Source organism: Umbribacter vaginalis, from assembly GCA_001552935.1.
GTDB classification, from domain to species: domain Bacteria; phylum Actinomycetota; class Coriobacteriia; order Coriobacteriales; family Eggerthellaceae; genus Berryella; species Berryella vaginalis.
Genome location: KQ959710.1, coordinates 1 through 2,053, shown reverse-complemented (window position 1 = coordinate 2,053; position 2,053 = coordinate 1). Strand labels below are relative to the sequence as shown.

At 45.2% G+C, this 2,053-nt stretch carries 1 protein-coding gene; it reads left to right on the top strand.

Annotation, left to right across the window (positions count from 1 at the left end; translation table 11 throughout):
• Window positions 1-2,053: hypothetical protein (locus HMPREF3190_RS07690; protein WP_449676319.1), on the top strand; the 2,053-nt coding region annotated here is incomplete at both ends.

The window sequence follows — 2,053 nt, the reverse complement described above, 5'->3', positions numbered from 1 at the left end:
AACACCGTATACTGATCCTGTTGGCGGTGTAGAAAAGACCATCATCCAAGGGACAAAAGCACCTGCGGCAATTGACTTTGTAAAGAATGCAGACCAGTTTAAGACGGCTGATGGTACTCCATTTGATAGCATTAGTGCTGAATACGTAGAAGCTCCTTCAACCGATGCTGCTGCAAATCTTACCGTACCTATCAAAGTAATGGTTAAATACAAAGATAGTGCTGATACTACGCATACCCGTGTGTATAACATCACAGGTTCTTTGCACGTATTAGGCGATGTACTTGAAAAGAAGAACACTCCACGTGATCCTGCACTTATAAGCAAGTACACAACTATTACGTTCGTAAGCAAGAAGCAAAATGCTCCTTTGAAAGAGCACCAAGCGGTTGCTGACAAGGAAGCTCCTGGTCAAGTGTCGGGTGCTACGGATAATGGCGATCAAAGCGAACTTCAATATCTTGCGTACAAGAAAGACGACGCTAACTACACAATTACCATTCCACAAGTTACGGGTAAAGATTACGAAGCGAATGGGTATCACTACGTATTTACGGGTTGGAAGAAAGTACAAAGTGGCGCACATGCGCAAGATGTATTGCTGGATGCCAACCAGCGTACGCTTAGCTTTGACGCACAAGAAAATGTTGTCTACGAGGCACAATACAAAAAAGTGCCCTACATCACTACAAAGACTGATAACGGCAGCATTCCGGAAGATTCTGTTGTTGCGGCCTTTAAGCCTGCTCCTGGTCGTACCTGGAAAGATGGCACGAACGGACCTAAGACGTTCTACGTTAAGAAAGGTCAAGACGTTCATAAGCTGCCATTCGATATTGTTGAAAACGGCGTAACGAAACACTACAAGTCGATTATCGATTACTTCAAAGATCAGCTGTTTGACAATACCGGCTGGTCAAAGTCGTCTATGGAAGATGTTCAAGGTATTGAAAGCGTTGGCGAGGGCGATTGGATAGCCAATAATGCATTCCAAGAATACGTTGCTAAACAAACCGACTATACGCTTCCTGTACTGGGCAAAGCACAAACCATCATTCAGGGCACAACGATTCCTGATGCACAAACCTTCGTCAGCAATATTGCTGCAATGAGGAATGCCGCCAATGTTGAAAAGGTAGAAGTTAGCTATACCGAAACGCCTACCTCAACCGAGGCAGCAAATTACACCGTGCCGCTTAAGGTAACAGTTACCTATAAAGACTCAGCATCGCAAAGCAAGCAAAAGGTATACAACCTGGTTGGATACTTAAATGTGCTTGGTGATGTTCTTGAAAAGAAGAACGCTCCAAGCGACCCTGCACTGACAAGCAAGTACACCACGATTACCTTTATAAGCAAGAAAGCTCCTGTTGTAGATGCAAGCGGTCACGAAACAGGTCAGACGGAAGAGCCTGGTCAAGTATCAGGTGCTACTGAGTCGGCAGACAACACGCAAAGCGAACTTGCATACCTTACCTTTAAGAAAGATGGCGCCAGCTATACCATTGATGTACCGAAAGTATCGGGTCTCGACTACACAGCTAATGGATATCACTACGTGTTTACCGGTTGGAAGCAAGTAGTTACGACAGCTTCTGGTGTTACTCCTCTAACCATTGGCGCAGCTGATCGCAACTACAAATTTAACGCTCAACAAAACATCGTCTTTGAAGCACAATACGATAAAGTGCCTTATGTTGTGGAGAAGTCGAAAGATGGTACCGTTCCGCCTGATAGCGTGGTTGTATCGTTTAAGCCAGCCGCTGGTCGTGCATGGAAAGATGGCAAAACGGGCCCGAAAGTTCTCTACATTAAAAAGGGTGTAGACATCTCAAAGATTGACCAGCACGGAAAACCTGTTAGTGACCCTGCGCAAAGTATTCTTGCATGGTTGGGTAGCCAGCTGTATGGTTATGGAAAAGACTGGACAAAGTCGTCCATGGAAGGCATTGAGCAGATTAACAACATGAAAGATCACCCAGATGCGTGGCTTTCAAACAACGCCTTCCAAGAGTTTGTTGCCCATCAAACACCGTATACTGATCCTGTTGGC